Here is a 23,107-nt window from a genome sequence, read left to right as displayed (position 1 = left end):
GAGGTCCGAACGGATGGGCGGTGACTCCGGGCCCGGGAATCGTCAAAGGAGGCCGAGGTCGCTCAGGTCGACCGGCGGGGCGTCGGACGCGGGCAGTCCGGTGACGTCGACAACATAGGTGACCCGGGTGATGCGTCCGTCGTGGACGAGGAGGTCGTCCTCCGTGAGACGCGGCATGGTGGTCGCCCGCATCACCAGGGGGCTGTCCCGAGGGGTCCAGCGTTCGTCGTCGGGCTGTTCGGGGTCGTAGCCGCAGGCGGCGAGGTGGGAGTCCAGTCGCCGCCCCAATGCGATGGTCTCGGCGGCCGCCGCGTCTCGGGCGGCTGTGGCCGACTCCCGCAACGTACGGCCCGCGGCCCCTCCGCGAGTGAGGCGAAGGGACGCGAACCACAACGGTCGCCCCACGGTCTCGGCAAGCTGCCCCAGACCGTGGACGGTGTGCCGGCGCGTCTCGGACGCGGTGGTTTTTATCTCCAAATCGGCCTCGGACAGCGCGAAGTCGTGCTCCTCGCCTTGTGGGCCCACCCACGCGTCAAGTGCGGTACTCCAGCCGTGGGTCTCCGCCAAACGACCCAGGACGGCCAACTCGCCGTGCAGTCCGAGACGTCTCTCGAGTGACAGTCCGCGCGGACGCCCCAGCAGGGCGCTCCAGGCGTGCACCGTCTCGTCGAACGCGCGGTCGAAGGTCAGCCCGTCCGCGACCACGCGGTCCGCGACCGCCAACACGAGATCGTGGAAGTCCCGTACGAGCTCCGTCTCCGTCGTGGTCAACCGCGCCATGCGGCGGCCCTGGTGGACGATCGGTTCGATCCGCACGGCGGGCATCGGCGAGGTGGAGGGGCGGCACGTGCCCGCCAGCTCCACGTGGAGCGCGATGCCTCGACCGGCGTCCGCGATCTCGTAGGAGACGAGCGGCTTCCCCTTTCCCGACAGGCGATAACTCGCGCTCAAGCCGTGGCCGAGGTAGTGCTCGACCGTGGTCCAGGGCAGCGCCGCCGAAGGGGCGGGTGTCTCGGCGGACGTGCCACCGGGAGCTCCGGACGCGTTGACGCCGACACCGGTCACGAGTCGGCCATCCGATCCAGTTCGGCACGGCCAGCGGCCACGAGGACCGACTGCCAAAGGTCGAGGTTGTCCTTGAGGCGGCTGCCTATCCGTTCTCGCTGGAAGGCGTCCTGCATGAGGAGATACATGAGAGCCTTCACCATCGGCGCGTCATCGACGGACCCTGCGCGTCCTCCCAGCAGCGCCGCCCGATAGTGCTGGTTGAGCAAGAGCACCTTGCCCTCCTGCTCGATCTCGAAGAACGTGTCGGTGGGAAGCCTCTGCCAGCGGAACTGCAGCGGGGTCTCGTGATCGAGCATTGGCAGTTCCTCCTCCACCACTTGGCGGACCTGCGAATCCAGGCCGCGCCCCGGGGGTACGGCGGCCTTGCGCACGATACCGGCATGCCTGCGGGCTTCCCGGTACACCCGTTCCGCGTCCGCCAGGTAGGACGCGAACACGCGGCCCGCACTTCCGGGCGCCGTGTCGAGCGAGTCGGCGAACTCGGGCGAAGCCTGGACGCCGTCCTTCTTGACCGTCAGCCGAAAGAACTTCCCTGCGGGGTCGTCGGGCAGGTCCACCGCGACCCGAGCCAGGGAAAGATGCTGTTCCGGCTGCCGGTAATTGTTCCAACCCCCCGCCTGCACAAGCCTGTCATTTCGGTAGAAGTAGAAGCCGGCTCGCTCCAGAACCGCGCCGAACGCCTTGTACTCGTCGAGTGACGAGCGCGGCGGCCAGATGTGCGATTCCAGTCGTACGGGCCCCAGCCCCGGCAGGTCCGTGGTGAAGGTGCACGGATAGTCCGAGTCACCCGAAACGGGATAGGCGAAGGGATCGAGCGACTCCACGCCGTAGTTGGCGTACTCGATTCCGGTCCGTACGTCCTGGACCGAAATGGTGATGTGGAAGTCGTCCCGAGCCAGGAAGCGATGAAGGTGCAGTCCCAGATGCAGGCCGAGTTTGTTGACGGTGCGGTGCAGGTATCGGTCCGTCTGACCACCGCCACCTCGCTGCGGGAAATCCTTGACGCCGTCCCAGCGGACGATGGTGCCCTGGAAGGCGATCGGACGCCCTTGATAGAAGTCGATGAAGTCCTGGGCATACGTCGGGTCGATGATGTCGCATTCGAAACCGCGCTTGGCGCGCTCCATGAGCCACCGGCGTCCGACGGGTCGGCTCCGCTTGGTACGACTCACCACGGTGACCGACTCGGCGTGACTGAGCGAGGCGGACTTCAGCCCGGTGCCGAACATCCCGAGGGCCTTGGCGTCGTAGTCCCGTCGACCACCGACCGTCATCGCCACGTCCAGCTCGGTCTCGGTCATGCCCTTGCCGTCGTCGACGATCACCAGGCTGACGAGATTGTCCCCGTCACGCAGGAAATGGACCAGGACGTTCTCGGCGCCGGCGTCGATGGAGTTGTCGACCAGGTCGGCGATGGCGACCTCGAAGCCGTATCCCTGGCTGCTGAGCGCTTCCATGTAGCGTCCGTCCGGTGGCAGGTGCTTGCTGCCCGCCGTGGGGATCTCGAACTGCCACTGACTGACCATGTCCTGCCTTTGTGCCGAGTCCACTCGATGCGACCGAGATCGAGCATCATGATGCAACGCAGGCAAAACGGTAGTCGATGCCTGGGACAACGGTCCGTGAAAGTCGGCTTCCGACAATGCCCAGCGCATCCCCGTACGCTCGGCCGAGGAGTTGGCCTCGGTTCATCGATCAGGAGGCAGCAATGGCGAAGGTACCGGCCGCGGTGGTGGCCGCCGGGGGGCTTGTCGGGGGATACGGGGTCGCCCGGTGGACCAGGAAGCGGCAGCTCGGCGGGGTCGTCCTCGCCGTCGCCGGGGCCGCTGCCGCCCGGCAGTGGAAGCAGCAGGCCGGAGGGAAGGCCGCCGGGGCGCTCGGCGCCGCGTACGTCGCCGCCTTCGCCGGGTCCCACCCGCTGGCCAAGAAGGTGGGCGCCTGGCCTGCCGTGTTCGGTGTCGCCGGCGCCGTGGCCCTGGCCTCCTGGGCCGTGTCGGACCGGCACGCCTGACACCCGACGCCGGGTCCGTCACGGTCTACGCCCACGCCCGAAACCCCTCTGCCGCCCGACGCCGGGTCGCTCACCTCTGACGCCGGCGCGCGGCGCCTCCGACGCCCGCGGCGGGCCCGTCACCGCGGGCTCGAACCGGCGTCCCCTCCCCCGGTACCCCCCGGAACGCCCGTCGATAGGCATGCGGGCTCGTGCCCGCCACGCGCCGGAAGCGTTCCCTGAACGCCGTCGGGGAGCCGAACCCCGCCTGGGCCGCGATGCGTTCGACGGAGTACGTCGTCGTCTCCAGCAGGTACTGGGCCTGGTGGACCCTCGCCCGGTGCAGCCACTGCAGCGGCGTCGTGCCCGTCTGCTCGCGGAAGCGGCGGTTGAGGGTGCGGGTGCTCAGACCGGCGTGCGCGGCGATGTCCTCCAGGCTCAGGTCCCTGCCGGCGTTCTCCTCCAGCCAGTGCAGCAGCGGCTCCATTGTGCCGCCGGCCGGAGCCGGCGGCCGGCTGTGGACGATGAACTGGGCCTGCCCGCCCTCCCGTTCGAGCGGTACGACCGACATCCGCGCCGCGTGCGCCGCCACCGCCGAGCCGTGGTCCCGGCGGATCATGTGCAGGCACATGTCGATCGCCGCCGCCGCCCCCGCCGAGGTGAGGAACTGCCCGTTGTCGACGTACAGGACGTTGGGGTCGACGGTGACGGCCGGGTGCCCGGCCGCGAGGTCCGCGGCCGCGGCCCAGTGCGTCGTCGCGCGCAGGCCGTCCAGCAGACCGGTGGCGGCGAGGACGAACGCGCCCACGCAGATCGAGGCGATGCGCGTACCGTCGGCAGCCGCCGCCCGCAGCGCCTCCGTCACGCCCGGTGGCAGCGGAGCCGCCGGGTCGGCCACACCGGGCAGGATGATCGTGTCGGCCTCCGCCAGGGCGTCAAGGCCGTAGGGGGCGCGCACCGCGAACGGGCCCGCGCTCACCTCCTCCGCCACCGCGCACACCCGGACCCGGTAGGCCTCGCGGCCGTCCGGGAGGCGGGCCCGGCCGAAGGTGTCGATCGGGGCGGAGAGGTCGAACGGGATGACCTGGTCGAGCGCCAGTACGGCCACGGTGTGCATGGCGAGAGCGTAGGCGTACGACGGATTGCGGCCGGCTCTCGCCCTCGCTCTCCGACCGTCGTTCAAGGGCCACACGGCCTTGGCGAGAATCCGTTGGACCCTGGCAGTATCGCCACTTCTCCAAGATCCACCCTCCGCCTAGCGTCACCCCGTGACCAAGTTCCTCCTCGCCGTCCACGTCCTGGCCGCCATCGTCGCCGTCGGTCCCGTCACCGTCGCCGCGAGCCTGTTCCCGCCCGCCGCGCGCAAGGTGCTCGATACGCCCGCTGACGCCCGGGCCCTCGCGACCACGCGGCTGCTGCACCGCATCTGCCGGGTGTACGCCACCGTCGGCGTCGTCGTGCCCGTCTTCGGGTTCGCCACCGCGAGCAACATGGGCGTGCTCGGGGACGTCTGGCTGATCGTCTCGATCGTGCTGACGGCACTCGCGGCCGTGGTCCTCGCCGCGCTGGTCCTGCCCCGGCAGAGCGCGCTTCTGGAGGGGGCGGGAGACCGGGCGGCGACGGTCCGGCTCGCCCTGTTCACGGGGGTGTTCAACCTGCTCTGGGCCACGGTCACCGTTCTGATGATCGTGCGACCGGGGTCCACCACGGGCGCATAGGATCCCGCTCATGTACGCACAGCAGGGACAGCCGGGGAGCCCGGCGTCGCAGGCCTATCTCGCCTCGTTGGAACAGCGGCTGACGGCCGACGGATGCAGTACGCGCTGGGAGGACTGGGCCGGGGTGCCGGTACTCGTGGGGCGCCGGGCGGACTTCCGCATGCGCTGGATGGCCACGCGGCTGCACCTGTTCACGGTGGCGGCGGCCGTTCCGGAGATAACCGTGGAGGCCGTCTCCGGGTTCACCGACCAGGTGATGAAGTACGCCAAGGACAACAAGGGCGGCCTGCCGGTCGGCTTCCAGAACGGGATCGGCGCGTTCCCCGTCCTGGTCAGCGACCGGGTGGACCCGGCGGCCGTGCACTGGGCCGAGGCCCAGCAGCGCCTCAGGTTCGCCGTGATGACCCGGCCCGTCGTGGTCGACAGCGCCCGCCAGTACGTGGGCACCTACCGCGGCAAGCCCGCGCTCGGCCGGGTCTACGCCTCGCACTTCGTCGAGAAGGGTTCCGCGTACTTCTACGGCCGGTGACCGGCACGGGCCACCCGGCCCCCACGGCCAGGTAGCCCCAGGCCCGGACAGCCCACGCGCGCCCGGAACCCCCGGCGCCATCCGCCGGACCGGGTCGGGTCAGGCCCGGTGCCCCAGCACGTTCACCACCAGCCCGCTCGGATCCCGTACGAAGAACCGCCGTACGCCCCACTCCTCGTCGCGGAGCTCCCGTACGATCTCCGCGCCCGATGCGCGTACCCGGGCGTACACCGCGTCGACGTCGTCGACCTCGATGCTCACGTCGGGGGCGACCGGCCCGGTGCGGTCCTCGGTGAAGAGGCTGATCTGGGCGGAGGGGTGGGACGGGGAGGCCAGGGTGGTGATCCAGCCCAGGTTCATGACCTCTTCGAAGCCGAGCAGTCCGTAGAACTCCCGGCCGGCGCTCATCGCCTCCGGGGACTCGACCCGGACGTTCGGAACAATCCTGCGGACAGTCATGGCGAGCGGCTCCTCACGCGTCACAGGTGTGGGCGAGGACGAGGTCCTCGTCCTGCGAGTCTGCCCTGAACTGCCGTGCCACCGCTGCCGCCACGAGCACTCCGGTGGCGATCAGGAGCGTCCAGAACGCCCAGGCCAGCGGCCACGCGTTCGCGAACCCGTCGGGCGGTCCGGGGTGGGTCCGCAGGGAGACGTGCATGAGTGCCGCCGGAACCACCGCGACCAGCAGCAACGGCCAGGCGAGGGCGTCCCGGTGGCCGAAGTAGGCGGCAAGGACGATCAGGACGGCGGCGAGGAGCAGGACGCCGGCGCCCGTCACCGGCGTGGTCTCGTCGGAGGATCCCGGGACCTGCACGCGGTTGCGCAGGTCCCAGGGCAGGCACAGGAGATACGCCGTCCCGGAGAGGACGGCGCCGAGCACGCGCGTCAGCCAGCGTTCCGGCCAGGGGCGCGTTCGCAAGGGGCTCAACAGCTTCTCGGTCATGCGTACGAGGTTCGCCCGGAGGGGGGCGGTCCGACAGAGTACGCGTACTCAGGTCCTCGCCGTGAGTACGCGCACTCGACTCTCCCGGCCCGGGCGCCCCTCGGGTGGCACGCTCCGCACCCCGGTCGGGTGCCCCTCGGGTAGCGCGCCGCTCCCGCGGTCCGGGCCCCCTTCGGACGGCGCTCCGCTCCTGCCGCCCGGACGCCCTCTCAGGTCGCCGGGGCCGAGGTCGGACCGGACGACTCCTTCTCCGTGGCCGACAGCGGGGTGGCGATGTCCTCCAGGGAACGGCGCTCGGCGTTCACGGCGAGGAACGCGGCGACCAGTCCCGCCGCGCACATCAGGCTCGCGCCGATCTGGAAGGCGAGCACGGTGTCGCCGACCACGCCGGACTCCGTGAGGTCGGCGAAGACCAGCGGGCCGCTGATGCCGCCGGCGGCGGTGCCGAGGGCGTAGAAGAAGGCGATGGCCATGGCCCGGGTCTCCATCGGGAAGACCTCCGAGACCGTGAGATAGGCGCTGGAGGCGCCCGCCGAGGCGAAGAACAGCACCGCGCACCAGCAGGCCGTCATGGTCACGGCGTTGAGGGAGCCCTGGTCGAAGAGCCAGGCCGTGCCGAACAGCAGGATGCCGGAGAGCAGATACGTCGACGAGATCATGATGCGGCGGCCGACGGTGTCGAAGAGCTTGCCGAGGAACAGCGGGCCGAGGAAGTTGCCGGCCGCGATGACGGCGAAGTAGTAGCCGGTGCCGCCGGTGGGCACGTCGAAGAACTTGGTGAGGATGGCGCCGAAGCCGAAGGTGATCGCGTTGTAGAGGAACGCCTGGCCGATGAAGAGGGCGAGTCCGAGCGTGGCCCGCTTCGGGTAGCGGCCGAAGACGGTCTTGGCGATGAGGCCGAAGCCGATGCTCTTGCGCTGCTCGATGGTGATCTCCCGGTCGGGCTCCGGGAGCGGCTTGCCCTTCTCCTGCTCGATCTCGTGCTCCACTGAGGAGACCAGCGCGTCGGCGTCCGCGCCCCGGCCGTGGATGAACTGCCAGCGCGGGCTCTCCGGCACATGGCGCCTGACCAGCAGGATCACCAGGCCCAGAACGACGCCGAGGGCGAAGGTCAGCCGCCAGCCGATGTTCTTGGGGAAGATGTCCGTGTTCAGCATGACGATGGACAGCAGGGCCCCGCCGATGGCGCCGAGCCAGTAGCTGCCGTTGATGATGAGGTCGACCCGGCCGCGGTACTTGGACGGGATCAGCTCGTCGATCGCGGAGTTGATGGCCGCGTACTCACCGCCGATGCCGAAGCCGGTGAGGAAGCGGAACGTGAAGAACCACCACGGGGAGAAGGACAGCGCGGTCAGCGCGGTCGCGGCGAGATACACCGCAAGGGTGATCATGAAGAGCTTCTTGCGGCCGTAACGGTCGGTCAGCCAGCCGAAGAACAGCGCGCCCGCACAGGCACCGGCCACGTACAGGGCCGCCGCGACGCCGGTGACCTGCGCCGAGGTGATGGCCAGTCCGCTGCCTTCCTCGGAGAGGCGGCCCGCGATGTTGCCGACGGTGGTGACCTCCAGGCCGTCCAGGATCCAGACGGTTCCCAGGCCGATCACGATCATCCAGTGCCAGCGGGACCACGGCAGCCGGTCCAGGCGGGCCGGTACTGCTGTGGTGACGGTTCCCGTGGAGCCGGGCACGGAGTCCGGCGTCGCTGATGCTGTCATGGCTCCCTCTCCATTGAGTGACCCGCGGGTGACCCACTCCAGGGTGCCCTGATCTGCGTTTCTCACGCCCGGCGAGCAGCGCGCCGGAGGACCCTGGCGGCCCGGCATTCCGCCAACCCGTGGGCGACCGGCCGGCGGCATGCCCGCGGCCCCGGCGGCCGGCGCCCGGCGTCCCGTCTCCTCAGGCCCCCAGGGCCCGGGACAGCACGTAGATGAGCAGGCCGGCCAGCGATCCGACCACCGTGCCGTTGATCCGGATGAACTGCAGGTCGCGGCCGATGTGGGCCTCGATCTTCCGGGTGGTGTGCTCGGCGTCCCAGCCGGCCACGGTGTCGGTGATCAGGGAGGTGATCTCCTTGCGGTAGGTCGTCACGACGTACACCGCAGCGCCCTCCACCCAGCGGTCGACCTTGTCCTGTACCCGGGGTTCGGTGGCCATGCGCGCGCCCAGGGAGAGCAGGGAGGCGCGGACCCGCAGCCGCAGTTCACTGCGCTCGTCCTCGGCGGCGGAAACGATCATGGCGCGTACGGCCGTCCAGGCGGAGGCGATCAGATCCTGGACCTCGCCGCGTCCGAGCACCTCGCCCTTGAGGCGCTCCACGCGGGCCCGGGTGTCGGTGTCGGACTGGAGGTCGGAGGCGAAGTCGGTGAGGAAGCGGTCCAGCGCGCCGCGGGCGGGGTGCGAGGGCGCGTCGCGCATCTCGGTGACGAAACGGAGCAGCTCCTTGTAGACCCGCTCGCCGACCTTGCGGTCGACGAACCGCGGGGTCCAGCCGGGGGCGCCGCCCTGCACGGCGTCCATCACCGAGTCGCCGTGCAGCACCAGCCAGTCGTGGGCGCGCACGCAGACCAGGTCCACGACCCGCCGGTGGCCGCCGTCGGCGACGATCCGCTCCAGCATCTTGCCGATGCCGGGCGCGATCTCCTGGGCCTCGGCCCGCCTGGTGATGGCCTCCCCGACCACCGCCTGGACGTCGGAGTCGCGCAGCACCGTCAGGGCGCCGCGCAGCGCCGTGGCCAGTTCGGCGGTGACCCGGTCGGCGTGCTCGGGCTCGGCGAGCCACGCGCCGAGCCGGCTGCCGATGCCGACGGCCCGCAGCCGCTGCCGTACGACCTCCTCGGAGAGGAAGTTCTCCCCGACGAACTCGCCCAGGGAGACGCCGAGCTGGTCCTTCTTGTTCGGGATGATCGCCGTGTGCGGGATCGGGAGGCCGAGCGGGTGACGGAACAGGGCGGTGACCGCGAACCAGTCGGCGAGCGCGCCGACCATGCCGGCCTCGGCCGCGGCGGCGACGTACCCGGCCCAGGCCCCGGCGCCCTCGTTCGTCGCCCACTCGGCGAGGACGTACACGAGGGCGACGAAGAGCAGCAGGCCGGTAGCAGTGATCTTCATCCGGCGCACCCCGCGGCGCTTCTCCTCGTCGGCGGGGCTGAACGAGGACATCGGGCCGGGGGATGTCCGGTTCACGGGGGCGCCCGGTCGGGCATGCTGGCCCTCGACACCTGTTTCTTCCGCTTTCGTATGTTGCATCCGCTCCACCCGTTCGGTGACCTCGTACACATTGTCCCTTCCTGACCGACTCATGGAACGGAACAGGCGTTCCCGGCGTCTGTCCGGACGGGAGTTCCACCGGGGACCAAGGGGTCCTTTCGGTGTTCTCCTTCCCCATGCCGCATCATGGGGTCATCACATCGGAGCCTCGGGCTCCCATCGCCCGAGGAGACACACGCCGCATGACCAAGCGTCACGCCGGGGGTGCGGGGGTGTCCCCCGCAAGGCACGGCGCCCTGCTCGCCGCGATCATCGCCGTGATCGTGATCTTTTCCGCCGCCATATACGTCGGTGCCTCGACCGACGACGGCGGCGACCGGACCGACATGGCCGGCGGCCGCACCCCGCACAACTCGGCCGCCCCGGCGTCCACCGGCACCTGGGTCGGCGCCTGGTCGGCCTCCCCGGCCGGCGCGGAACCGGGCACCGAGGCGAACGGCATGGCGGGCCGCTCCGTCCGTAACGTCGTGCACGCGAGTGTCGGTGGTACGAGTGCCCGCATCACGCTGTCCAATCTCTACGGGCAGCAGCCGCTCAACATCACGCACGCCTCGCTGGCCGTCGCGGCCGCCCCGGACAACGCGGCCGCCGCGGCCGACACCATGCGCCGGCTGACCTTCGCGGGCAACGCCTCGGTGGTCATCCCGGCCGGACAGCAGGTGCTGAGCGACGTCGTGCGGATCACCGTCCCGCGCGGCAGCGACGTCCTCGTGACCACCTACTCGCCGACCCCGTCGGGGCCGGTCACCTACCACCCGCAGGCGCGGCAGATCTCCTACACCGCCGAGGGCGACCGCGCCGAGGACGTCACCGGCACCCCGTACACGGCGCAGACCCCGTACTGGCGCTACCTGACCGCCCTGGACGTGCTGAGCAACGAGTCGGACGGCACGGTCGTCGTGATCGGCGACTCGCTGACCGACGGCGTCACTTCCACCCTGGGCGCCAACAGGCGCTGGACGGACGCTCTTTCGGTCCGGCTGCGCGAGGCGGCGGGCTCCGGTGACGTGCCCCGCTACAGCGTCGTCAACCAGGGCATCAGCGGCAACCAGGTGCTGGCCGCGGGCCTGGGCCGCCCCGCCGACAACCCGAGCGGGCTCGCCCGCTTCCAGCGGGACGTCCTCGGGCGCACGGGCGTCAAGTCCGTCGTCGTCGATCTGGGCGTCAACGACATCCTGCGCAACCCGAACCAGGCCGACCCCGAGCTGATCGCGGGCGGGCTGCGCAAGCTGGTCCGGCAGGCCCACGCCCGCGGGCTGCGGGTCGTCGGCGCCACGCTGATGCCGTTCCAGGGCCACCGCGGCTACACGGACAACCGCGAGGCCGTCCGCCAGGCCGTCAACGCGCAGATCAGGTCGGGCCGGGTGTACGACGCGGTCGTCGACTTCGACAAGGCGCTGCGCGACCCGTACAACCCGCGCCGGCTGCGCTCCGACTACGACTCGGGCGATCATCTCCACCCGAGCGACAAGGGGTTCCAGAAGATGGCGGACTCCTTCGACCTGGGCGACCTCAAGGGGCCGGTGCCCGCGGAACTCTGACGCAGCCGCGGCCGTGCGGTGCCGTCGGTGCCGGCGCCCGTCCGGGGCCCGCGATGGCCGGCAGCACCGGCGCCGCCGGTCAGTGGCCCCCGTGCCGGTGCCTGTCGCGGTCCTCGCGGCGCGCCTCCCGGCGCTCGCGGTGCTCCTCCCGGCGTTCCGCGTGCCGCTCGCGCCTCAGGTCGTGGCGGTCCGTGAGGGCCGCCCGGTGCGCGTCGTACCGGCCGTCCCGTCCGTCGACGTCCTCGCCGTCGTCCGCGTCATCGAGGTCGTCGAGGCCGTCGAGGCCGTCGAGGCCGTCCGGGTGGTCGCGGCCGGGGCCCCGCAGCTCCTTGCGGGCCGCCCTGCGCTCCAGCTTCTGCCGGCGGCGCTCCTCCTTCAGGCGCAGCCGCTCCGCCTTGGTCAGCTTGCGCTGGACGCCGACCCCGCCCCAGAAGGCGAAGCCGGTGACCACGACGCGCGGGGCGCCGGGGTCGCCCGGGACGCCGTCCTCACGATGGTCGAAGCCGCCCATGATGCCGACACCGCGGACGACCACCTCGACGCCCGGCGGCACCAGGACGTTCACGCCGCCCATGACCGCCACGCAGTTGAGGACCACCTCGCGCCCGGCGAAGTTCGCCTCCCGCAGGTCGATGTCGCCGCCGCCCATGAACGCGAACGAGGTGAAGCGGCGCGGCACGGTCCAGCGGCCCTTGCGCTCGAACCCCGACAGGACGGCGACTCCCCAGGACGACGAGCCCTCGCCTCCGACGATCCGCCCGCCCCAATCCCCCTGCGCCCGGGCCGGTTCGGCCGCGGAGAGCGGGGCCGCGACCGCCGCCCCGGGCAGATCGCGGGTGATCGGCGCCAGCTCCCCGTACGTACGGGCCCCGTACGTCGCCTCCAGGCGCTCCTCGAACTCCCCCATGTCGAGGCGGCCTTCGGCGAGGGCGTCCCGCAGCTGCTCGGCGACTCGTTCACGATCGGCGTCGGAGGCCCGGAGCCCGGGGAGTTCGTCCGTCATGCACAGCAGCCTACGAGTTCACTCCCTCCGCGTACATGAGCCGCCTACGAGCTCGCCTTCTCCGCGTACATCTTCGCGATGACCGCCTCGATGTCGGGCTCGCGGACCGACAGGTCCACCAGCGGATGCTCCGCGGCGATCCGCGCCACCAGCGGAGCCGCCGACTGCGAGGCCGGGAAGGCCAGCCACTGCCGCGGCCCCTCCACCCGCACCACCCTCGCCGACTCCACCTCGATGGGCGGCATCTCCCGCTCCAGGTCCACGACCAGCGTCCGCTCGCTCTCCCCCACCTCGTGCAGCCCGGTCAGCGGACCGTCGTACATGAGCCGCCCGTGGTCGATGACCATCACCCGCCGGCACAACTGCTCGATGTCGGTGAGGTCGTGCGTGGTGAGCAGCACCGTGGTGCCGCGCTCGGCGTTCAGGTCCGCCAGGAAGCCGCGGACCCTGGCCTTGGAGACCACGTCGAGCCCGATCGTCGGCTCGTCGAGGTAGAGCACCTCCGGGTCGTGCAGCAGTGCCGCGGCGATGTCACCGCGCATCCGCTGCCCCAGCGAGAGCTGACGCACCGGCACGTCCAGCAGCGGCGCCAGTTCCAGGAGTTCGACGCAGCGGTCCAGGTTCTCCCGGTAACGGCCTTCGGGAATGCGGTACATGCGGCGCATGAGCCGGTAGGAGTCGATCAGCGGCAGGTCCCACCACAGCGTCGTACGCTGGCCGAACACGACGCCGATGCGCTGCGCCAGCCGGGTCCGCTCCCGGGACGGGTCGATGCCCGCGACCCGCAGCCGGCCGCCGCTGGGCGTGAGGATCCCGGTCAGCATCTTGATGGTCGTCGACTTGCCGGCGCCGTTCGGGCCGATGTAGCCGACCATCTCGCCGCGCGCCACGGTGAACGAGAGCGAGTCGACCGCCCGCACCTGCCGCCGCTCGCCGCGCAGGAACCCGGTCCGCTTGCGCACGTCGAAGACCTTCTCGACGCCGTCCAGCTCGATGAAGCCGCCCTGTGCGGGCACCGGTCGGCGGACCACGGGGTCCGGTCCGGTCACCTCGGCGGTGTCGTGACGGTCCATGTCTGCTAACTCCCCGTGCTCCGGTAGGAACGAAGTCCCGCGCGCCAGGCCAGTCCCGCGAGCGCGCAGCAGCCCAGCGCCACGAGCGGAGGCGCGAAGGCGAGCCAGGCCGGCAGGTCCAGCGGATAGGGGCGGCCCAGCACGTACAGCGCGGGCAGCCAGTTGACGAAGGCCAGCGGCAGCACGAAGGTCACCCCGCGCACCAGGTCCCCGGCGAACACGGTCGGCGGATACTGCAGGAGCGTGTTGCCGCCGTAGGTGAAGGAGTTCTGCACCTCGGAGGCGTCCTGCGCCACGAACTGGAAGGCCGCGCCCGCCACGAACAGGGCCCCGAAGATCGCGCCGCCGCTGAGCAGCGTCACCGGGACCATCAGCGCCTTGAGCGGCGTCCAGGCGATGTCCAGGGACGCGGTCGCCCAGCCGAGGACCAGCAGGCCCTGGGTGATCCGCCCCAGGCGGCGCAGCGCGAAGCGGTCCGCCGCGACCTGGGCCAGTACGGGCACCGGACGCACGAGCAGGGTGTCGAGGGTGCCGTCGCGCACCCGCCGGCCCAACCGGTCCATCGAGCCCATCGCGAGGTCCGCGATCCCGAACGCGGTCCCGGACAGGCCGTACAGGAAGGCGACTTCGGGCAGCGTGTACCCGCCGAGCCGGTCGACCTGCGAGAACATCAGCAGGATCGCCGCGAAGTCGAGGGCGGTCGCCACGAAGTTGCCGCACGCCGTCATGGCGAAGGAGGCGCGGTAGGCCATCGTGGAGCGGATCCACATCGCGGCGATCATGCGGTAGGCGCGCAGGGCGTCCCGCAGGCGGGCCGGGGCGCCGTGCACGAGCGGTCCGGTGTCAGCCACCCTGCACCACCACCCGCCGCGTCGCCACGCTCTGCAGCAGCCGTCCGGCCGCGAGCAGCCCCACCGCCCACGCCGCCTGGAACGCGTACGTGGGCAGTGGGTCGGCCCGGCCGAGCAGCACGTCCGCCGGCGCCTGGATCAACGACGCCCACGGCAGGGCACGCACCACTTCCCCGAGCGCGCCCGGGAAGACGTTCAGCGGCAGCAGCATGCCCGAGCAGAAGATCCCTGCCAGGAAGGCCAGTTGCGCCACTCCCGCGCCGTCCATCAGCCAGAACGCCGACAGCGCCACCAGGAAGCGGATCCCGAAGCTGACCACCACCCCGAGCGCCACCGCCACCAGGAACGCCAGCCACGCCAGCGGGTCCGCGGGCAGGGCGAGTTCGAAGACGAGCGCCCCGAACACCATCGGCACCGCCCCCCGCCCGAGCAGATGGAAGAGGGCCCGGCCCGCGTCCGCGGCCAGCCACCAGGCCTGGAGGTCGACGGGCCGGTACAGGTCGATCGCGATGTCGCCGGTACGGATGCGCTCGATGAGCTCGTCCTCGAAGCCGCCTCCCATCACGGCGACCACCATGAGCATCGCCTGCCCGAGCCACACGTAGGTCAGGGCCTGCGACTGGTCGTACCCCCCGAGATGCGGTCTCTCGTGCCACAACGCCAGGTACGTGTAGGCCAGGATCAGCCCGAAGACGGTGTTGGTGAACACACCCGCCGCCGTGGCCGTCCGATAGGTGGCGTACCGCCGGAACCCGCTCACCGCGACCGCCGCGTACAACCGCGCTGTCCCCACCGGCACAGCCCCCTTACCCGTTCAGGCCGAAGCGCAGGAGCCTAGTCCCCGCACGACGCGGCCTGCCACGCATTTTTCCGCCGCGACACGTTCCGGGATCGGGGAACGGAACGCTTGGTGCGAGAGTCTTCAAGTGGGGGCGCAGAAGACGTACGAGGTCGTACGGGTCAGTACCACGCGAAACAGGAGTCCGGCACCGAGATGAGCGACGAGCCGCAGCCGCAGGACAGCAGCCAGGGCGGGCCGCCCGACGAGCCCGGACAGGCTCCGCCGGCGTCCGGAAAGAAGCCCCGGCGCACCGGCTGGCGTCGGCTGATCCCCACCTGGCGGATGGTGCTCGGCACGTTCGTCGGCGTCATCCTCCTCTTCGTCGGCCTCTTCGCGCTCGGCTACTACCTGGTCAAGATCCCGCCGGCGAACGCCGCCGCGGTCAAGCAGAGCAACGTGTACCTGTACGCGGACGGCAGCCAGCTCGCCCGCGACGGCGAGGTCAACCGGGAGAACGTGACGCTCGCCCAGATCGCCAAGGGCACCCAGCACGCGGTGCTAGCCGCCGAGGACCGGGACTTCTACACCGAGTCGGCCGTCGACCCCAAGGCGATGATCCGCGCCGGCTGGAACACCGTCACCGGCAAGGGCAGGCAGTCCGGCTCGACGATCACCCAGCAGTACGTGAAGAACTACTACCTCGGCCAGGAGCAGACCGTCTCGCGGAAGGTGAAGGAGTTCTTCATCTCCATCAAGCTGGACCGCGAGAAGAGCAAGGACGACATCCTGGAGGGCTACCTCAACACCAGCTACTTCGGCCGCAACGCCTACGGCATCCAGGCCGCCGCCCAGGCGTACTACGGCGTCGACGCCCAGGACCTGAGCGTGGGCCAGGGCGCCTACCTGGCCGCGCTGCTGAACGCGCCCAGCGAGTACGACGTGATCGCGCACCCCGAGAACAAGTCCGCGGCCGTGGCCCGCTGGAACTACGTCCTGGACGGCATGGTCAAGAAGGAGTGGCTCAGCCCGTCGGCCCGCGCCGGCGTCGCCTTCCCCGCACCCAGGGAGGCCAAGGGCTCCGCCGGCATGTCCGGACAGCGCGGCTACCTCGTCCAGGCCGTGCGCGACTGGCTGACCTCGAACAAGGTCATCGACGAGGACACCCTCGCCACCGGCGGCTACCGCATCACGACGACCATCCAGAAGAAGAAGCAGAACGCCTTCGTCGAGGCCGTCGACGACCAGGTGATGGACCGGCTCGACAAGAAGAACCGCAAGGTCGACACCTACGTCCGCGCGGGCGGCGTCTCCATCGACCCCGCCAACGGCAAGGTCGTCGCCATGTACGGCGGCATCGACTACACCAAGCAGTACGTCAACAACGCCACCCGCCGCGACTACCAGGTCGGCTCCACCTTCAAGCCGTTCGTCTTCACCTCGGCCGTGCAGAACGGCTCCACGACCCAGGACGGCCGCACGATCACCCCGAACACCGTCTACGACGGCACCGACAAGCGCCCCGTCCAGGGCTGGAGCGGCGGCACCTACGCGCCCGAGAACGAGGACAACGTCTCCTACGGGCCGATCACCGTGCGCACCGCCACCGACAAGTCCGTCAACGCGGTGTACGCGCAGATGGCGGTCGACGTAGGCCCCGAGAAGGTCAAGAACACCGCCGTCGCGCTCGGCGTCCCCGCCAACACCCCCGACCTGACCGCCACCCCGTCCATCGCGCTCGGCCCGGCCACCGCCAGCGTCCTCGACATGGCGCAGGCCTACGCGACGCTCGCCAACCACGGCAGGCACGGCACGTACACGCTCGTGGAGGACATCACCAAGGACGGCGCCGAGGACGTGCACCTGCCCGGCCGGAACACCCGGCAGGCCGTCGACCGGGAGGCCGCCGACACCACCACGTCGGTCCTGCAGAGCGTCGTCGAGGGCGGCACCGGTACCGCGGCCCAGGCCGCGGGACGGCCCGCCGCGGGCAAGACCGGCACCGCCGAGGAGGACCAGGCGGCCTGGTTCGCCGGCTACACGCCCGACCTCGCCACCGTCGTCTCCGTGATGGGCCAGGACCCCGAGACGGGCGCGCACGAGCCGCTGTACGGCGCCCTCGGCCAGGCACGCATCAACGGCGGCGGCTACCCGGCGCAGATCTGGGCCCAGTACACCCGGACCGCCCTGCGCGGCAGCGCCGTGGAGGACTTCGACCTGGAACTGGAGGCGGGCGCGGAGCAGCCGCAACCGCCGTCGACCGGGCCCACCGGCCAGACCCCCGGAACCGGCGGCCAGGACACCGGCGGCACCACCGGCGCCTCCCCCACCACCGGCGGCCAGGACACCGGCGGCACGCCCACCACCGGCGGCACCACCGGGAGCACCCCCACCACGGGCGGCACCACCACGGACGGCGGTGCCACCGACGGCGGCACGACCGACACCGGGGGCACCGACGGCGGCGGCACGGACACCGGAGGCACCGCGGACGGCGGCACGACGGACACGGGCGGCACGACGGACGGCGGCGACACGGCGGGCACGGCGGCCGGCCTGTTCGGCCGGCCCACCGGCAGACGCGCCTAGAGGGCGCGGCCTCAGTGACCCGAGGTCGCCTTCAGCCCCACCACGGCCACCAGCAGCAGGCACACGAAGAAGATCCGGGCGGCGGTCACCGGCTCCCCCAGCACCACCATGCCCAGCACCGCCGCACCGGCCGCACCGATCCCGACCCAGACGCCGTAGGCGGTCCCGATCGGCAGGGACCTGGCCGCGTACGACAGCAGCAGCATGCTCGCCACGATGCCCGCGCCCGTCAGGACGCTCGGCACCGGCCGGGTGAAACCGTCGGTGTACTTCATCCCGACCGACCAGCCGACTTCGAGCAGACCGGCGGCGAACAGCAGAATCCAGGCCATGACAGGCACCTCCGTCAGTGGATCAACAGGGGTGCGTCGTCTTTGCGAGGTCCCGGTACGGCGCGTCTCGTCGGGTCCCTCCAACGTAGCAAAGGAACGCGAAAGGGGCCGGTGACACCCGTCACCGGCCCCTCCCGACGCGCCTGCCTACAGGTACAGCCCCGTGGAGTCCTCGGAGCCCTCGAAGCGGTCCGCGGCCACCGCGTGCAGGTCGCGCTCACGCATCAGGACGTAGGCGGTACCCCGCACCTCGACCTCGGCACGGTCCTCGGGATCGTAGAGAACCCGGTCGCCCGGCTCGACGGTCCGCACGTTCTGTCCGACCGCCACGACCTCCGCCCAGGCCAGGCGCCGGCCCACGGCCGCCGTCGCGGGGATCAGGATGCCGCCGCCGGAACGGCGCTCGCCCTCGGCCGCGTCCTGCCGCACGAGCACACGGTCGTGCAGCATCCGGATGGGCAGCTTGTCGTCGTGATGGCTCTTCTCGCTCACGCCACGAACCTACCTGTCCCGGCCACTTCCGTACGCAATCGGGTCAGCGCCTGCGGCGCCGCGGGGTCAGCGTGAGCAGACCCACCAGCCCCACCGCCAGCAGCGCCACCGGCACGATGCGCTCCAGCCGCGGCGCGCCCTCCTCGGTGACGAACTGTCCCCGGACATCGCCGACCACCCGGTTCACGCCCACGTAGGCGCGGCCGAGCGTGTGGTCGATGTGGGAGACCATCTTGGCCTTGGCGTCCCCGGCGATGGTCTTGGGATGGACCCGCACACCGATCTCGTCCAGCGTCTCGGCGAGGACCTCCCGGCGGCGTTTGATGTCCGCCTCGATCTGCGCCGGAGTCCTGGTATCCGACGTTTCCGACGTATCCGACACCGCGCTGCCTCCGTGGTCGTTGCGACGTAACTCTGTTACTCCGGACTGTCTCTGGTCGACAGTCTGTCAGCTCATGGGCGATCGCACCCCACGGCACCCCCTGTTGGACGTGCGCGGGCGCATTAGGCTCGTTCCCCGAAACCCGCCCCTGCCACGTGAGGTACCGATGAGCGAGCGACTCCAGCCCGGCGACACCGCCCCCGCCTTCACCCTGCCGGACGCCGACGGCAACGACGTGTCCCTTGCCGACCACAAGGGCCGCAAGGTCATCGTCTACTTCTACCCCGCCGCCCTGACCCCCGGCTGCACCAAGCAGGCCTGCGACTTCACGGACAACCTCCAGGTACTGGCGGGCGCCGGCTACGACGTCATCGGCGTCTCCCCGGACAAGCCCGAGAAGCTCGCCAAGTTCCGCGAGAAGGAGTCCCTCGAGGTGACCCTGGTCGGCGACCCCGACAAGACGGTCCTGGAGGCGTACGGCGCCTTCGGCGAGAAGAAGCTGTACGGCAAGACCGTCGTCGGGGTCATCCGCTCCACGGTGATCGTGGACGAGGAGGGCAAGGTCGAGCGGGCGCTGTACAACGTGAAGGCGACCGGCCACGTGGCGAAGATCATCAAGGACCTCGGAATCTGACGGATCCTGTGACGAAGGTCCCTCCCGCCGGGGACCTTCGTTTGCGGTCGCCACCATGGAGCAGGTGATCCCCTGGACCAAGTGATCCAGCAACGAGAGGATCCCTCCATGGCGGCCACCGGGCCCGAGCCCCACGGGGTCACCGCCGACCCCGACGCGGTGAAGCGCCACCGCACCCTCTTCCGTGCGGTCAGGCGGCGCAGGAACCCGCCACTGCGGCGCACCGACATCACGGTCACCGACGACCGGGCGGTCAAGCGGGCCGTGAAAGCGGCCTCGCTCGGCAATGCCATGGAGTGGTTCGACTTCGGCATCTACAGCTATCTCGCCGTCACCATCGGCCATGTCTTCTTCCCGTCCGGGAACGGCACCGTCCAGCTTCTCTCGTCGTTCGCGACCTTCGCCGTCTCCTTCCTCGTCCGGCCCGTCGGCGGCATGGTCTTCGGCCCGATGGGCGACCGGATCGGCCGCAAGAAGGTCCTCGCCCTCACCATGATCCTGATGGCCGTCGGCACCTTCGCCATCGGCCTGATCCCCTCGTACGCCACCATCGGCTTCTGGTCCCCGGTCCTGCTGATCCTCTTCCGGCTCGTCCAGGGCTTCTCCACGGGCGGCGAGTACGGCGGCGCGTCGACATTCATCGCCGAGTACGCGCCCGACAAGCGCCGCGGCTTCTTCGGCAGCTTCCTGGAGTTCGGCACGCTCGCCGGGTACGTCGGCGCGGCCGGCCTCGTGACCCTGCTGACCTCGCTGCTCGGCAGCGGCGGCATGGAGTCCTGGGGCTGGCGCGTGCCCTTCCTGGTCGCCGGACCCATCGGCCTCGTCGGCCTGTACCTGCGGCTGAAGCTCGACGAGACGCCCGCCTTCCGGAAGCTGGAGGACGAGGCCGCCCACAAGGCGACCGACGCGGCGTCCACCGTCGAGACGACCGCCAAGGGCGACCTCGCGAAGATCTTCCGGGACCACTGGCCGACGCTGATCCTCTGCATCTGCCTGGTCGGCGCGTACAACATCACCGACTACATGCTGCTGTCCTACATGCCGACGTACCTGTCCGACGAGATGGGCTACAGCGAGACCCACGGCCTGCTGATCCTGATCGCCACCATGCTCGTCCTGATGCTGCTCATCAACCGGGTGGGCACCCTCTCCGACCGCTACGGCCGCAAGCCGCTGCTCATGGCCGGCATGCTCGGCTTCCTCGTCCTGTCCGTACCGGCCTTCCTGCTCGTCAAGCAGGGCGGCCTGGTGGCGGTGTCGGCGGGCATGCTGATGCTCGGCCTCTCCCTGGTCTGCATGCTCGGCACGATGTCCGCGGCCCTGCCCGCGCTCTTCCCGACCCAGGTCCGGTACGGCTCCCTCTCGGTCGGCTACAACCTCTCCGCCTCCCTCTTCGGCGGCACGACCCCGCTGGTCATCACCGCCCTCATCAGCGTGACCGGGAGCGACATGATGCCCGCGTACTACGCGATGGCCGCGGCCCTCGTCGGCGTCGTCGCGGTCGCCTGCATGAAGGAGACGGCCCGGCAGCCCCTGGCCGGCTCCCCTCCGGCGGTGGGCACCCCCCAGGAAGCAGCCGCCCTGGTCGAGGCGCAGGCCCCGTCCCCGAGGTTCTGACCACCTCCGTGACGGCCCGACAGCCGGTTCGTTACTCCGTACGAGCCGCGAACACGCGGCCGGACGGAGGGAATCATGGGAACCAGCCCCTACACGAGAACCCGCCTGCACCAAGCGGCAAGCACGTCACGCACCCTGTCGGAAGCACTTGAGAAGCTGGGGGTGGATCCGGGGAGTGCGACGCGCCGCTACCTCCAGGCGCGCATGAAGAAGCTCGGGGTGAGCACCTCCCATTTCGAGCGCGAGGGCGTTCGGTGGACCCGGGACGTCCTCGCCGCGGCAGTCGCGGCCTCGACGAACATGTGCGAGGTGCTGCGCCGGCTCGGACTCGAAGTCGTCGGCGGCCATCACACGCACATCAGCCGCCGCATCAAGGCGTACGGGATCGACACATCGCACTTCCAGCCCCCTTCCCGGCGAGGGGAGAGCAGGCGCTCTCGCACGCCGGACACCTTGCTCGTCGAGGAGCCGGCCGGTGGTGCCCGACGCGTTCCCGGCACCCGCCTCAAGTCGGCGATGACGGCTCTGGGGGTGCCGGAACGGTGCGCACGCTGCGGGATCGCACCAGTCTGGCGCGGACGCCCGCTCCCCCTGGAGGTCGATCACGTCGACGGCAACCGGCGGGACAACCGCATCGAGAACCTCCGTTTCCTGTGCCCCAACTGCCATGCGGTCACGGGCAGTTACCGAGGACGCAACAAGGGACGCGCCGCGGGCGGCAGCGCATGAGCAGCGGAGAGCGGTACACCCGCGCAGCGCTGATCGAGGCCGCCGAGCAGTGCTCCGACATCGACGAGGTCATCGCCTTCTTCGGCACACGGCCCTATGGGCATCTCCGCCGTTATCTCTACAGCCGATTCGAGCATTTCGGGATCGACATCTCGCACTTTCCCCGCAGCCGCCGCCGCGGGGACCGGGATCTGCCGACGGAGGAGGAGCTGCGGCGAGCAGTCGGCCAATCGACCTCCGTCGCCGGAGCCCTCCGGTCACTGCAACGCCCTGTCGACTCGAGGATGCGCGCGCTGCTTCCCCGGCTGACCAGCGCGTACGGCATCGACACCTCGCACTTTCTGGGACAAGCTCACCAGCGGGGCAAACCCGGTCCGACGGCCCTGAAACGGCCGGAGGACGTGCTCGTCCGGCACAGCGGTCAGCGCAGGACGAGAACAGCACTCCTGCGCCGCGCACTCCACGAGATCGGCGTACCCGACGAATGCGCCGAGTGCGGTACCGGCCCTCGGTGGCTCGGTGCGCCGATGACGCTGGAGATCGACCACATCAACGGGGACTGGAGCGACGACCGGCGCGAGAACCTGCGGCTGCTCTGCCCCAACTGCCATGCGGTCACCGCCACGTGGTGCCGTGGGGGCCGACGGCGCCGCACGTAGAGGGCGTCTGCCCACGGGCCTCCGCCGATCAGCCCGTCCTCGGTACACTGAATCGCCGCCGGTCGAGTCATCTCACCGGCTGCGCGCGGCCGTGATGGAACTGGCAGTCATGCTGGGTTTAGGTCCCAGTGGGTTCACACCCGTGTGGGTTCGAGTCCCACCGGCCGCACCGCGGGAAGCCGTGGCGCCAGCCTCGAAGGGTCGGCGCCACGGCTTCTTCGTGTCTCAGCCCAGCAGTTCCCGTACCACCGGTACCAGGGCGCGGAACGCCTTGCCGCGGTGGCTGATCGCGTTCTTCTCCTCGGGGGAGAGTTCCGCGCAGGTGCGGGTCTCGCCGTCCGGCTGGAGGATCGGGTCGTAGCCGAAGCCGTTCGTGCCGGAGGGGGCGGTGCGCAGGGTGCCGCGCAGTTGGCCCTCGACGACGCGTTCGGTGCCGTCCGGGAGGGCGAGCGCCGCCGCGCAGGCGAAGTGGGCGCCGCGGTGGGGGTCGGCGATGTCGCCGAGCTGGGCGAGGAGCAGGTCGAGGTTGGCCGCGTCGTCGCCGTGGCGGCCGGCCCAGCGGGCGGAGAAGATGCCGGGGGCGCCGCCGAGGACGTCGACGCAGAGGCCGGAGTCGTCGGCGACGGCGGGCAGTCCGGTGGCCCGGGCGAGGGCGTGCGCCTTGAGCAGGGCGTTCTCGGCGAAGGTGACGCCGGTTTCCTTGACGTCGGGGATGTCGGGGTAGGCGTCCGCGCCGACGAGGTCGTGGGGCAGTCCTGCGTCGGCGAGGATCGCGTGCAGCTCGGTGATCTTTCCGGCGTTGCGGGTGGCGAGGATCAGGCGGGTCATGCGCACCAGTATCCAGGGGTGCGCGGGGCCCGGGCGGTCCGCCCGGGGACGTGGCCGGCGTCAAGGGCGGGCGGGCCGTCGTCG

At 70.9% G+C, this 23,107-nt stretch carries 24 protein-coding genes, 1 tRNA gene and 1 riboswitch; of the genes, 10 read left to right on the top strand and 15 right to left on the bottom strand.

All coding sequences use genetic code 11. The features are described 5' to 3' along the window. Positions 1–42: 42 nt before the first annotated feature. Together ACZ4NT_RS19340 and ACZ4NT_RS19335 are read right to left on the bottom strand one after the other, a co-directional pair. Positions 43–1,065: a PD-(D/E)XK motif protein gene (locus ACZ4NT_RS19340; protein WP_467726495.1), complete on the bottom strand. Its 1,023-nt coding sequence runs from the start codon at positions 1,063–1,065 to the stop codon at positions 43–45. Next, positions 1,062–2,594: an ATP-binding protein gene (locus tag ACZ4NT_RS19335; RefSeq protein ID WP_121402761.1), complete on the bottom strand. Its 1,533-nt coding sequence runs from the start codon at positions 2,592–2,594 to the stop codon at positions 1,062–1,064. Before ACZ4NT_RS19335 ends, ACZ4NT_RS19340 begins: the two co-directional genes overlap by 4 nt. A gap of 182 nt (positions 2,595–2,776) precedes the next feature. On the opposite strand from ACZ4NT_RS19335, the gene ACZ4NT_RS19330 reads away from it, so the two are divergent. Then, positions 2,777–3,079: a hypothetical protein gene (locus ACZ4NT_RS19330; RefSeq protein ID WP_121402759.1), complete on the top strand. Its 303-nt coding sequence runs from the start codon at positions 2,777–2,779 to the stop codon at positions 3,077–3,079. Between the two features lie 70 nt (positions 3,080–3,149). Here the strand turns inward: ACZ4NT_RS19330 and ACZ4NT_RS19325 are convergent, their stop codons facing one another. Next, positions 3,150–4,175 (bottom strand): helix-turn-helix domain-containing protein, encoded by a 1,026-nt coding sequence (locus ACZ4NT_RS19325; protein WP_121402757.1) that lies wholly within the window; start codon positions 4,173–4,175, stop codon positions 3,150–3,152. Positions 4,176–4,326: 151 nt separating this feature from the next. On the opposite strand from ACZ4NT_RS19325, the gene ACZ4NT_RS19320 reads away from it, so the two are divergent. Next, positions 4,327–4,776 carry a hypothetical protein gene (locus tag ACZ4NT_RS19320; RefSeq protein ID WP_121402755.1) on the top strand — a complete coding sequence of 150 codons (450 nt, stop codon included), beginning with the start codon at positions 4,327–4,329 and terminating at the stop codon, positions 4,774–4,776. Positions 4,777–4,786: 10 nt separating this feature from the next. Beyond that, complete coding sequence (locus ACZ4NT_RS19315) at positions 4,787–5,305, top strand: levansucrase (protein WP_121402753.1); 519 nt, start codon at positions 4,787–4,789, stop codon at positions 5,303–5,305. A 99-nt stretch (positions 5,306–5,404) separates the two neighbouring features. Here the strand turns inward: ACZ4NT_RS19315 and ACZ4NT_RS19310 are convergent, their stop codons facing one another. The 4 genes from ACZ4NT_RS19310 to ACZ4NT_RS19295 all read right to left on the bottom strand — a co-directional run bounded on the left by ACZ4NT_RS19310 (position 5,405) and on the right by ACZ4NT_RS19295 (position 9,548). Beyond that, positions 5,405–5,764, bottom strand: a complete 360-nt coding sequence (locus tag ACZ4NT_RS19310; RefSeq protein WP_121402752.1) for a VOC family protein — start codon at positions 5,762–5,764, stop codon at positions 5,405–5,407. Between the two features lie 13 nt (positions 5,765–5,777). Further along, positions 5,778–6,248 (bottom strand): hypothetical protein, encoded by a 471-nt coding sequence (locus ACZ4NT_RS19305; protein ID WP_467726491.1) that lies wholly within the window; start codon positions 6,246–6,248, stop codon positions 5,778–5,780. Positions 6,249–6,457: 209 nt separating this feature from the next. Beyond that, complete coding sequence (locus ACZ4NT_RS19300) at positions 6,458–7,963, bottom strand: MFS transporter (RefSeq protein ID WP_121402748.1); 1,506 nt, start codon at positions 7,961–7,963, stop codon at positions 6,458–6,460. 181 nt (positions 7,964–8,144) lie between these two features. After that, a complete protein-coding gene (locus ACZ4NT_RS19295; RefSeq protein ID WP_467726489.1) occupies positions 8,145–9,548 on the bottom strand; it encodes a DUF445 domain-containing protein in 1,404 nt (467 codons plus the stop codon). A 149-nt stretch (positions 9,549–9,697) separates the two neighbouring features. Here ACZ4NT_RS19295 and ACZ4NT_RS19290 point away from each other — a divergent pair, with 149 nt between their 5' ends. Then, positions 9,698–11,056, top strand: coding sequence for an SGNH/GDSL hydrolase family protein (locus ACZ4NT_RS19290; protein WP_467726487.1), 1,359 nt, complete (start codon positions 9,698–9,700; stop codon positions 11,054–11,056). Positions 11,057–11,135: 79 nt separating this feature from the next. Here the strand turns inward: ACZ4NT_RS19290 and ACZ4NT_RS19285 are convergent, their stop codons facing one another. The 4 genes from ACZ4NT_RS19285 to ACZ4NT_RS19270 are packed head-to-tail and all read right to left on the bottom strand — an operon-like array spanning position 11,136 to position 14,776. Next, entirely contained in the window at positions 11,136–12,059 is a 924-nt protein-coding gene (locus tag ACZ4NT_RS19285) for a DUF1707 SHOCT-like domain-containing protein (RefSeq protein WP_467726485.1), read from the bottom strand. 44 nt (positions 12,060–12,103) lie between these two features. Then, the gene (locus ACZ4NT_RS19280) at positions 12,104–13,132 is read right to left on the bottom strand and encodes an ABC transporter ATP-binding protein (RefSeq protein WP_121402741.1); all 1,029 of its coding nucleotides are present in this window, start codon (positions 13,130–13,132) and stop codon (positions 12,104–12,106) included. 5 nt (positions 13,133–13,137) lie between these two features. Continuing rightward, on the bottom strand, positions 13,138–13,983 hold the full coding sequence (locus ACZ4NT_RS19275) for an ABC transporter permease (RefSeq protein ID WP_467726482.1): 846 nt from the start codon (positions 13,981–13,983) through the stop codon (positions 13,138–13,140). Then, entirely contained in the window at positions 13,976–14,776 is an 801-nt protein-coding gene (locus ACZ4NT_RS19270) for an ABC transporter permease (RefSeq protein ID WP_467726480.1), read from the bottom strand. Before ACZ4NT_RS19270 ends, ACZ4NT_RS19275 begins: the two co-directional genes overlap by 8 nt. 201 nt (positions 14,777–14,977) lie before the next feature. Here ACZ4NT_RS19270 and ACZ4NT_RS19265 point away from each other — a divergent pair, with 201 nt between their 5' ends. Further along, on the top strand, positions 14,978–17,350 hold the full coding sequence (locus ACZ4NT_RS19265; RefSeq protein ID WP_467726478.1) for a transglycosylase domain-containing protein: 2,373 nt from the start codon (positions 14,978–14,980) through the stop codon (positions 17,348–17,350). 11 nt (positions 17,351–17,361) lie between these two features. On the opposite strand, the gene ACZ4NT_RS19260 is transcribed toward ACZ4NT_RS19265, so the two are convergent. From ACZ4NT_RS19260 to ACZ4NT_RS19250, 3 genes are all read right to left on the bottom strand, one after another. Continuing rightward, positions 17,362–17,682 (bottom strand): DMT family transporter, encoded by a 321-nt coding sequence (locus ACZ4NT_RS19260; protein ID WP_121402735.1) that lies wholly within the window; start codon positions 17,680–17,682, stop codon positions 17,362–17,364. Between the two features lie 30 nt (positions 17,683–17,712). Next, a riboswitch (guanidine-III (ykkC-III) riboswitch) is annotated at positions 17,713–17,782 on the bottom strand. A gap of 47 nt (positions 17,783–17,829) precedes the next feature. After that, positions 17,830–18,174, bottom strand: coding sequence for a GroES family chaperonin (locus tag ACZ4NT_RS19255; RefSeq protein WP_121402733.1), 345 nt, complete (start codon positions 18,172–18,174; stop codon positions 17,830–17,832). A gap of 43 nt (positions 18,175–18,217) precedes the next feature. Then, a complete protein-coding gene (locus tag ACZ4NT_RS19250) occupies positions 18,218–18,556 on the bottom strand; it encodes a DUF3618 domain-containing protein (RefSeq protein WP_121402731.1) in 339 nt (112 codons plus the stop codon). Positions 18,557–18,722: 166 nt separating this feature from the next. Between ACZ4NT_RS19250 and bcp the strand changes: the two genes are divergently transcribed. The 5 genes from bcp (at position 18,723) to ACZ4NT_RS19225 (ending at position 22,364) form a co-directional block, all read left to right on the top strand. Then, entirely contained in the window at positions 18,723–19,190 is a 468-nt protein-coding gene (gene bcp / locus ACZ4NT_RS19245; protein WP_121402729.1) for a thioredoxin-dependent thiol peroxidase, read from the top strand. A 108-nt stretch (positions 19,191–19,298) separates the two neighbouring features. Further along, positions 19,299–20,807 carry a glycine betaine/L-proline transporter ProP gene (gene proP / locus ACZ4NT_RS19240; RefSeq protein WP_467726476.1) on the top strand — a complete coding sequence of 503 codons (1,509 nt, stop codon included), beginning with the start codon at positions 19,299–19,301 and terminating at the stop codon, positions 20,805–20,807. 75 nt (positions 20,808–20,882) lie between these two features. Then, entirely contained in the window at positions 20,883–21,536 is a 654-nt protein-coding gene (locus tag ACZ4NT_RS19235; RefSeq protein WP_467726474.1) for an HNH endonuclease signature motif containing protein, read from the top strand. Beyond that, positions 21,533–22,195, top strand: coding sequence for an HNH endonuclease signature motif containing protein (locus ACZ4NT_RS19230; protein ID WP_467726473.1), 663 nt, complete (start codon positions 21,533–21,535; stop codon positions 22,193–22,195). The genes ACZ4NT_RS19235 and ACZ4NT_RS19230 overlap by 4 nt, the downstream gene beginning before the upstream one ends. 85 nt (positions 22,196–22,280) lie before the next feature. Beyond that, positions 22,281–22,364 (top strand) — tRNA-Leu (locus ACZ4NT_RS19225). Positions 22,365–22,420: 56 nt separating this feature from the next. On the opposite strand, the gene rdgB is transcribed toward ACZ4NT_RS19225, so the two are convergent. After that, complete coding sequence (gene rdgB, locus ACZ4NT_RS19220) at positions 22,421–23,023, bottom strand: RdgB/HAM1 family non-canonical purine NTP pyrophosphatase (RefSeq protein ID WP_121402723.1); 603 nt, start codon at positions 23,021–23,023, stop codon at positions 22,421–22,423. Positions 23,024–23,107: the final 84 nt, after the last annotated feature.

Source organism: Streptomyces sp. NPDC026417, assembly GCF_055567695.1.
Note: the sequence above shows the minus strand (reverse complement) of the source record. Positions and strands in the feature narration are given on the sequence as shown.

Excerpts from the sequence above, each read along its gene's own strand:
- ACZ4NT_RS19325 (WP_121402757.1), bottom strand. The coding sequence starts at position 4,175 with ATGCACACCGTGGCCGTACTGGCGCTCGACCAGGTCATCCCGTTCGAC.
- ACZ4NT_RS19280 (WP_121402741.1), bottom strand. The coding sequence starts at position 13,132 with ATGGACCGTCACGACACCGCCGAGGTGACCGGACCGGACCCCGTGGTC.
- ACZ4NT_RS19305 (WP_467726491.1), bottom strand. The coding sequence starts at position 6,248 with ATGACCGAGAAGCTGTTGAGCCCCTTGCGAACGCGCCCCTGGCCGGAA.
- ACZ4NT_RS19315 (WP_121402753.1), top strand. The coding sequence starts at position 4,787 with ATGTACGCACAGCAGGGACAGCCGGGGAGCCCGGCGTCGCAGGCCTAT.
- ACZ4NT_RS19230 (WP_467726473.1), top strand. The coding sequence starts at position 21,533 with ATGAGCAGCGGAGAGCGGTACACCCGCGCAGCGCTGATCGAGGCCGCC.
- rdgB (WP_121402723.1), bottom strand. The coding sequence starts at position 23,023 with ATGACCCGCCTGATCCTCGCCACCCGCAACGCCGGAAAGATCACCGAG.
- ACZ4NT_RS19265 (WP_467726478.1), top strand. The coding sequence starts at position 14,978 with ATGAGCGACGAGCCGCAGCCGCAGGACAGCAGCCAGGGCGGGCCGCCC.
- ACZ4NT_RS19235 (WP_467726474.1), top strand. The coding sequence starts at position 20,883 with ATGGGAACCAGCCCCTACACGAGAACCCGCCTGCACCAAGCGGCAAGC.
- bcp (WP_121402729.1), top strand. The coding sequence starts at position 18,723 with ATGAGCGAGCGACTCCAGCCCGGCGACACCGCCCCCGCCTTCACCCTG.
- ACZ4NT_RS19285 (WP_467726485.1), bottom strand. The coding sequence starts at position 12,059 with ATGACGGACGAACTCCCCGGGCTCCGGGCCTCCGACGCCGATCGTGAA.
- ACZ4NT_RS19335 (WP_121402761.1), bottom strand. The coding sequence starts at position 2,594 with ATGGTCAGTCAGTGGCAGTTCGAGATCCCCACGGCGGGCAGCAAGCAC.
- ACZ4NT_RS19290 (WP_467726487.1), top strand. The coding sequence starts at position 9,698 with ATGACCAAGCGTCACGCCGGGGGTGCGGGGGTGTCCCCCGCAAGGCAC.
- ACZ4NT_RS19310 (WP_121402752.1), bottom strand. The coding sequence starts at position 5,764 with ATGACTGTCCGCAGGATTGTTCCGAACGTCCGGGTCGAGTCCCCGGAG.
- ACZ4NT_RS19330 (WP_121402759.1), top strand. The coding sequence starts at position 2,777 with ATGGCGAAGGTACCGGCCGCGGTGGTGGCCGCCGGGGGGCTTGTCGGG.
- ACZ4NT_RS19300 (WP_121402748.1), bottom strand. The coding sequence starts at position 7,963 with ATGACAGCATCAGCGACGCCGGACTCCGTGCCCGGCTCCACGGGAACC.
- ACZ4NT_RS19295 (WP_467726489.1), bottom strand. The coding sequence starts at position 9,548 with ATGAGTCGGTCAGGAAGGGACAATGTGTACGAGGTCACCGAACGGGTG.
- ACZ4NT_RS19260 (WP_121402735.1), bottom strand. The coding sequence starts at position 17,682 with ATGGCCTGGATTCTGCTGTTCGCCGCCGGTCTGCTCGAAGTCGGCTGG.
- proP (WP_467726476.1), top strand. The coding sequence starts at position 19,299 with ATGGCGGCCACCGGGCCCGAGCCCCACGGGGTCACCGCCGACCCCGAC.